Below are 6,881 nucleotides of genomic sequence, written 5' to 3'. Positions count from 1 at the left end.
GGGGTTACACGGAGGACCACGTGATGTGGGCCAGTGACGTGATCGGCGGCTCGTCCACGGGGCCGATTTCGAACCACCACGAGGCCAAGCGCGTTTGCTTCGCCCGCCTGCTGGATTACCCGGACCCACGCGTCCGTCGTATCGGTGAAGCCGCGGTCGAGTTTCTCACGGCCCGTCGGGACAGTGCGCGCAAGTGAGCGTGAGCGCGCTATTTGATGGCGCGGCAAGCGCGCTGTTTGAGGGACGGGGTGCGGGGTGACGGTAGCGATACGATGCCGTTTCCCGTTTCCCTTCCCAAGGGGGCCTATAGGCGGGAAACGGGAAACGGACGGTCACGCGGCTTGCGCCGGGTTGAGGCGGTAGCCACGGAGGTCCTGTGCGACGATGCCCTGCCGCACGAGTTCGGCGAGGGCCTCGCAAACGGAGGCGGTGCGCATGCCGCAGAGCTTGCGGAGGCGATCAACCGAGGTGGGCTCGCCGATCTCGTGGAGCGCCTGCCGGACGCGCGCGAGCGGCGTGGGCTCGGCCGAGGCGGCATCGCCCTGAGCGCCGGTGGCCACCGTGAGCGACAGCGCCGGGCCGGCTTCGGTCAACTGCAGCGGGATGTCGTCGATCGAAGGCGCGGCGCGGTGCTCGGTGGTGAGGGTGAGCTGCGCGCCCCGGCGGCGCAGATAGAGATTCGAGTCGCCCCAGCCGTGCAACTCGCTCGAGCCGCGCAACGCCTGCCCCGGCCGCGAACCGTTGGAGTCCTTCCGCGCGTGGTGCACCAGGAGCACGGCGGCTTGAAAGCGGCGTTGCAGTTCGCGCAGATGGGAGAGCAGCGGGGCGATCTGCGAGGCGTCGTTTTCATCGACGCGGTGCAGGCGGATCATCGGATCGAGGATGAGCAGGACGGGCCGCACGGCCGCGACGGTGGCGGCCAGCCGCTCGCGGTCCTGGTCGCGGTCGAGCCGCAGCACCGGCTCGGTGATGACGTCCACGCTCAGCGATTCGAAACCGACGTCGGCTGCCGCGCAGATGCCCTCGAGGCGGCGACGCACCACGGCGAGCGAGTCCTCGGCGGGAAACAGCAGCACGCGGCCACGCTGGCGAACGGGATAGCGACGCAGGCACGGGGCGCCGGAGGCGACGCTGACCGCCAGATCCAAAGCGAGGAAGCTTTTGCAGCACTTGGGCTCGCCGCCGAGGATACCGACGGCCTGTTCCGACCACAGGCCCTCGACGAGCCAGCGCGTGAGCGCGGCCGATTCCGTCGGGATGGCGCTGGCGCGCTGGAAGGGCAGCACATTCATGCGGCGCGCCCCCGTTTGGCCGCGGGCTTTGGGTCCAGGGCGAAGACCTCGAAGTAGAGTTTTTCGTCGAGCGTCTCACGCTCCTGGTGGGACGCGGCGGCGAGCAGCTCGTGGGCCATGTTCATCAGGAGCCGGAGATTGCCGGCGGCGTGTTCGCAGAGGGTCTGCACGAGCGGCGCGGTGAGCAGCCGCGGGTTGCCTGCGGCCTTGAGCAGGTGAGCGAGGCACTCGGCCAGTTGCGCCGCGGGCAGGCTTTCGGCGCGCAGGCGGCTGCGGATGCGACTGGCCAGGGGTAACAACTCCGGGCTGTCGAGCTTGGCCCCGAGCCGGCGGTCGCCGGCGAGCACGACGGTCAGGATGGAGCGCGAGTCGAGCTCGGTGCTGGCGAGCAGTCGCAGCTCGTTCAAGACCGGCAGGCAGCTCTCCTGCGCTTCGTCGAGGAGCAGGACGGGGCGGCAGAGCGAGCTTTCGATATGCTGGTGCCACTTCTCGCGCAGGACCTTCGCGCTGGCCCAGCGGTTATGGGGCGCGAGCGCCACGCCGAACAGCTCGCCCAGCTCGCGGTAAAAATCGGCGAGGCCGGCCTGCGGTCGCGTGAGCACGCCGACCTGGACTTCGCGCAGGGCGCTCAGGCGGGCGCGCAGCACGCGCAACGCGGCCGACTTGCCCGAGCCCGGTTCCCCGATCGCCAGGGCGAAGCCGCCTTCGCCAATCTGTTGTTCGATTCTCCAGCAAAAGCTTTCGAGCGCCGGCGGCACCCAGAGCGCCTCCACCGGTACGTCGGAGGAGAACGGATTGAACTTCAGGCTGTATAACGAGAGCAGTTTCTTGTGCATGAGGAAGGCAACGAGAGGAGGAGAGAGGAGTTTTTCGCTTTGGAGCCATGGCTTGCGGAGTCATCCCTGGCGGGAGGGGCGGCCACCTTGGCCGGCCCCGGGCCGAGGCCCCGGGGCCGGCGGATGCTTCCGCAATCCACGGCACGATTCGGCGCTCGGGTTGCACTCCTGCAGCGCCCTATCCTCCGAACCGTAAGTGAGAGCTGGAGCCCGCGGGGTCAGGGCGACGAGGTGGCCGGCGGCGGTGAGCCCGGCGGGTTTGAAAGCTCGTCCTTGGGCAGGTAGGCCGGCGGCAGCCCGGTGGCGGCATACTGCGCGATCAGGGATTGCAGCAGCGGCGCCATCCCGGCGGGGCCGGCCGGGGCCGGCGTCGTGGGCAGGGGTGAGCTCCGCGTCGCGCGCCGGCCGGACGCGTTCCTGTGCTTGTCCAGAGGATACAGCCGGCACAGGACGGCGCCGGTCTGCGGATCGCCCAGGTGCACGTGGCTCGGATCCCACGCGGCCACGCGCACGGCGACGGTGGCAAAGTGAGCGTAGCGCGCCGGGATCTCGAAACGCGCTCCGCCCACGCTCACCGTGCCGTCGGAGCGGCGCTGGGCGCGGCGCACCTCCGCGGTGAACGCCAGCTTCAGCTCCGCGGCGCTCGGCGCCGGCCGGCCCACGTCCTTGTGTTCAAGGTAGCACTGGAGCGGGCTCATGCCCAGTTCGCGATGTTCCTTGCGGTTGTATTCCATCTCGACCCAGGCCTGGGTCGCCTCGTTGAGCTGCGCCAGGGTCAGGGCCGGCACGCCCTCCAGCATCGGCAAAAGCCGCCCGGCCACCTGGGTCCACCAATGTTCCTGTTTCCCATTCTGGTACGGGCTGTAGGGCAGCGTATGTTCGTTTATGATCCCAAGCCGCGCCAGGCCCTGCGCGGTTTCCGCGGCCACCATCGCCGCTCCGTTGTCGTCCAGCAAGGCGCGCGGCAGCAGGCGTTTCTGGAAGGCCTGGCTCAAGCCGTGACAGAGTTCCTGCGCCCCTTCGCTCCAGTACCACTGCGCGTGGCAGCACAACCGCGAGCGATCGTCGAGCGTGCCGAAAAGCACCGGATACGACCACTGGCCGTCGGCGCGCAGCACGCGCAGCGAGCCGTGATGAAAATCGAGATGCCACAGCGCGTTCACGTGTTCGATTTCATAGCTGCGCACCTCGCGGCTCTCGAAGCGCGCCTCGGCCACCGCCGCGCCGGGGCTGTGCGCCGGGCCGCGCCGCGGCCGCTTGATGAGGCCGTGCGCCTGCAGGAAGCGCTTGATCGTGGCATAGCTCGGACACGGTCCCAGCGCGGGCTCCTGCGCCACCACGGCCTGCAGGTTGTCGGCGTGCAACTGGTAGCTCCAACTCGGGTGCTGCCGGTATTGCACCCTCAGCCGCTCGGCCAGCGCGGCGCGCACGCTCTTGTGCCGGCCGTGATCGGAGCGGATTTTGCGCTCCAGCACCTTGACCGGATCGCGCTGCGCGCGCTTCGCCGCGTAATACCAGCGCTCGATGGTCGAACGGCCGAATGACACCCAGGCCCCGCTGATCGGGTGACGCCATTTGCGCTGGGCGAGCCGGGCCAGTTCGACCTGGAGCCCGCCCGGCGCAGGCGGCGCCATGAGCAGCGGCCCCACGACGCTGAAGCGCAGGTGCGCCCAGCGCTGCGCGGACCGCGGCGAAGGGTATTCGTCAGTTGGATGCGAAGGGATGGTTCTCATAGGCACGGACGCGGTTGTGCCGCCCCCGCCGCCGTCCCGCCACTGGCATCCTGTGCGGGAGTGCAAGCGCCCTTCACATAACGTGATCCGGCCGCACGGCGCGCGTCGTCAGCGGCGCCAAAAACTCGAGCAACCGCCGCAGCCCCTCCGGGCCCTCGGCGTCGAACGCCTCCGCGAGCGACCGCGGCAGCGTCTTTTCGCACAGCGGCGGCATGAACCGTGCCTTCGCCGTCCGCCAAAACCCGCTCTGCACGAACGTCGTCAGCCACCATTGCCGCCAACGCTCCAACGTGCGCCGGTCAATCCCCAGTTGTTCCCGGATGCGCTGCACGCGCTCCGCCTTCAGGCCATGCACCATCGCCGACACCAGCACCACCACCAAGCCAACGTAAACCCGCCGCCCCAGAAAGCGCACTGACGGCGGCGTGTGCCGCCGCCGGCAGCCCTCCTCGGCGCAACACGCGCTGAAGCGGCGGTCCCAGTCCGGTCCGCCTCGCGGCTGGCGTTTGTAATCCGCGCGGTGCAACTTGCCGCCGCACCACCGGCAGGCCGCCGCCATGGCGCCTTGCAGCAGATCGTAATCGACCTTCTCCAGCAGTCGCCACAGCTTCTGATCCGCCAGATGAGCCTGGCCCCATTTTCCCTCGTTTGAGTTGTTCATCACCTTCCATTCGAGGAAACCGAGCCCCCGCGGAGCAACAACTCCGCGGGGGCTCACCGTTTGGCTCTCAGGGCAGTGTCAAAGTCGTTCGGGGTGTGAGTGGGCGCGGAGGCGTGGCGGATGCTTCGGCGGTGGGGAGGCTGGCGCGGCGCGGCGGCGCCCGCGCCTTCGCCAAGGCGCGAGGTCGGTTTGGGCCGGGCGGGGCGACTGGTTGCGGTCGGGGCCGACGCGCCGCCGGCACCGGCGCGCGGGCGCGGCGATGGGGCAGCGAAAAACGTGCGCGACGACTCGATCTCACGGGGGATGGTAGGCGGTCGTGAACCAACGAATCACGGCCGTCTTGCGGTTGCCGGCCCAGCGCAGGAAGTTGGGCAGGTGATAGTCTTGGGGTCGGCGCTGGGCGCGTTTTTGTTGCCCGCACAAGAAGATCGCCATACTGCGCAACCCGGCGTAGCAGGGCGTCGCATTGGGGTCGCGCACCGGGCTGTTGTCCTCCCGGAAGGTGCGATCGCGGCGATGATGCTGGCCGTTTTCGATCGCGCTCCAATGTTCCCGCACCGCGGCCAGGAGCTGGTCCGGGTTGGCCTCGAGGGCGGCGCGGCTGGTGACTCCGTAGACCACTGTGATGGTCGGCGTGATCGCCTTGCCTTTCCAGACGTGGCGCTCCACGCGCACGAGTTGGGCGGCGCCGGCGAAGTTCGTGGCGAAGGGATCGGTCGGGGCCACCCAGATTTGGCGCCACTCGCGGCGACCGTGACCTTTGTCGTGGGTTTGGGCGTAGGTTGTCTTATCCCGAGGGGGGAAAATCGCCCGGCAGTTTGCTTTGGGCGAGGGCCTCGAGGGTGGGTTGGTTGCCCTTGGCGAGGAAGAGGTAGTCGGCGCCTTTTTCGTAAACGAGAAACTGCGCATGCGCGCGCTGGCAGTGCTCGGCGTCGGCGGTCACGAGGGTGCCGCAGAGAGGCAGGGGTTCGAGCAGCGGGCGAAAGGCGGGGATCTCGTTGGATTTTTCCGCGATGGGAATCTGGTTGAGCAGGCGTTGGGTGTGGTGCGCGACGGCGCTCATCAAGTGCACCGGGCGGCCGTCCTTCTGCCGCGAGCCCTTGACGGTTTTGCCGTCGACGGCCAGCGCGGTGAGTTTTTCCGGATCGTGTTCGGCCAGCCAGCCGGCGAGCAGGTCATGAAACTGGGCGCGGTCGAGCCGCTTGAAGGCGCGGCGGAAGGTCGGTTCGCTGGGCACGATCAAGGCACCCGTCTTTTTGTGCGGCCGGCAGCGCAGGTGACGGCGTTGCGGCTGGCTCAGTTCGGCGGCGAACGCCGCGAAACCTTTGGGGCCGCGTTCGCCCACGACGGTGGCCGCGGCCGCGATGGTCAGGATGGTGGCCAGCAGATGGCGCTGGCCGCGGCGAGCGCGCGGGTCGGTGAGCCGGTCGTGGTAACGCTGCCAGAGCGAGTCGAGCTGGGCCGATTTGTAGGGGCAGGGCGGAGACGGCTCCGGCACTTGCGCGGCCACGGGAGCCGGCAGCGACTCGGCGCGCAGCCAGGCGCAGGCCTGGGGGTGAAGCGCCCGCACCCAGAGTTGTTTCGGATGCTCCAAGTCGACATAGAAGTCGCGGTGGTCACGCGCAAATCCGCCCGTGGCGCCCAAGGACGTCCAGCCGGCGGCGCTGTAACAGGTTCCTTCATACCGCTCGGGATCGACGAAGCTCTCGGCCACGAGCACGGTGTGGCCGTGCGCCGCGCACCAGTCCTCGGCCAGCCGGCGCGTACAAGCGGCGAGCAGGTGGCTGGCCAGATTGGGATAGTGGTGGCGTTCGGCCAGAAGGAGAAACCGGCTGTTTTGCGCGACGAGGCGCAGCCGCGCGGCGCGCTGGGGCTCGGCCCAGCCGATCCAGCGATCGCGCGGGCGCAAGTGCAGCGCCGGACTGGACCACGCGAGCAAGGCGAGCCAGCGGCCGTCGGGCGCCACCGCAACGTAGCGCAGCGTCTCGCCCACGAGGTTGGCATTGCGCAGATAGTGCCGAGCGCACAGCTCTTCGTCGAAACGGAGACGTTCCTCGGGGTGAATCAAGCGCAGTTCGTGGGCGGGCAGCCCGGGCAGAGACGGGAGCAATTCGGTGTCAGCCATGCGCTCACCGGAACACACCCCGGGCTCAACCGCCAGAAAAATCATCCATCCTCATGCATGCCAAACTGTGAACTCGATGAACGACACCGCCCTGTACTCGCTGCTCGCCCTCCTTTTTCACTTTTGACATCTGCCGCGCCGGGCCGTACAAGGCCCGTATGGTCTTTGCACCGTGCGTGGGTTGCAGCCGTTGACTGCTCCAGCACCTTAAAAGCAGAAGAGAATCCGATCGGG

At 68.7% G+C, this 6,881-nt stretch carries 7 protein-coding genes; 1 reads left to right on the top strand and 6 read right to left on the bottom strand.

All coding sequences use genetic code 11. The annotated features are described in order from the left end of the window. The first annotated feature begins 20 nt into the window (after positions 1-20). The gene (locus HY703_14185; protein MBI4546333.1) at positions 21-197 is read left to right on the top strand and encodes a hypothetical protein; all 177 of its coding nucleotides are present in this window, start codon (positions 21-23) and stop codon (positions 195-197) included. Between the two features lie 135 nt (positions 198-332). Here the strand turns inward: HY703_14185 and HY703_14180 are convergent, their stop codons facing one another. The 6 genes from HY703_14180 to HY703_14155 all read right to left on the bottom strand — a co-directional run bounded on the left by HY703_14180 (position 333) and on the right by HY703_14155 (position 6,692). Continuing rightward, on the bottom strand, positions 333-1,292 hold the full coding sequence (locus HY703_14180; GenBank protein MBI4546332.1) for an AAA family ATPase: 960 nt from the start codon (positions 1,290-1,292) through the stop codon (positions 333-335). Beyond that, a complete protein-coding gene (locus HY703_14175; GenBank protein MBI4546331.1) occupies positions 1,289-2,128 on the bottom strand; it encodes an ATP-binding protein in 840 nt (279 codons plus the stop codon). Before HY703_14175 ends, HY703_14180 begins: the two co-directional genes overlap by 4 nt. Before the next feature lie 218 nt (positions 2,129-2,346). After that, positions 2,347-3,861 carry a DDE-type integrase/transposase/recombinase gene (locus HY703_14170; protein ID MBI4546330.1) on the bottom strand — a complete coding sequence of 505 codons (1,515 nt, stop codon included), beginning with the start codon at positions 3,859-3,861 and terminating at the stop codon, positions 2,347-2,349. Between the two features lie 73 nt (positions 3,862-3,934). Further along, positions 3,935-4,276 carry a hypothetical protein gene (locus HY703_14165; protein ID MBI4546329.1) on the bottom strand — a complete coding sequence of 114 codons (342 nt, stop codon included), beginning with the start codon at positions 4,274-4,276 and terminating at the stop codon, positions 3,935-3,937. A gap of 540 nt (positions 4,277-4,816) precedes the next feature. After that, positions 4,817-5,248 carry a transposase gene (locus HY703_14160; protein ID MBI4546328.1) on the bottom strand — a complete coding sequence of 144 codons (432 nt, stop codon included), beginning with the start codon at positions 5,246-5,248 and terminating at the stop codon, positions 4,817-4,819. A gap of 61 nt (positions 5,249-5,309) precedes the next feature. Beyond that, positions 5,310-6,692 carry an ISAs1 family transposase gene (locus HY703_14155; GenBank protein MBI4546327.1) on the bottom strand — a complete coding sequence of 461 codons (1,383 nt, stop codon included), beginning with the start codon at positions 6,690-6,692 and terminating at the stop codon, positions 5,310-5,312. Between the last annotated feature and the right edge of the window lie 189 nt (positions 6,693-6,881).

Source organism: Gemmatimonadota bacterium (genome assembly GCA_016209965.1).
Lineage (GTDB): Bacteria > Gemmatimonadota > Gemmatimonadetes > Longimicrobiales > RSA9 > JACQVE01.
This window is presented reverse-complemented; position numbering and strand designations above follow the sequence as displayed.

Bases quoted from the DNA above. Each gene is read 5' to 3' on its own strand.
- HY703_14175 (MBI4546331.1), bottom strand. From the start codon at position 2,128: ATGCACAAGAAACTGCTCTCGTTATACAGCCTGAAGTTCAATCCGTTC.
- HY703_14170 (MBI4546330.1), bottom strand. From the start codon at position 3,861: ATGAGAACCATCCCTTCGCATCCAACTGACGAATACCCTTCGCCGCGG.
- HY703_14180 (MBI4546332.1), bottom strand. From the start codon at position 1,292: ATGAATGTGCTGCCCTTCCAGCGCGCCAGCGCCATCCCGACGGAATCG.
- HY703_14155 (MBI4546327.1), bottom strand. From the start codon at position 6,692: ATGATTTTTCTGGCGGTTGAGCCCGGGGTGTGTTCCGGTGAGCGCATG.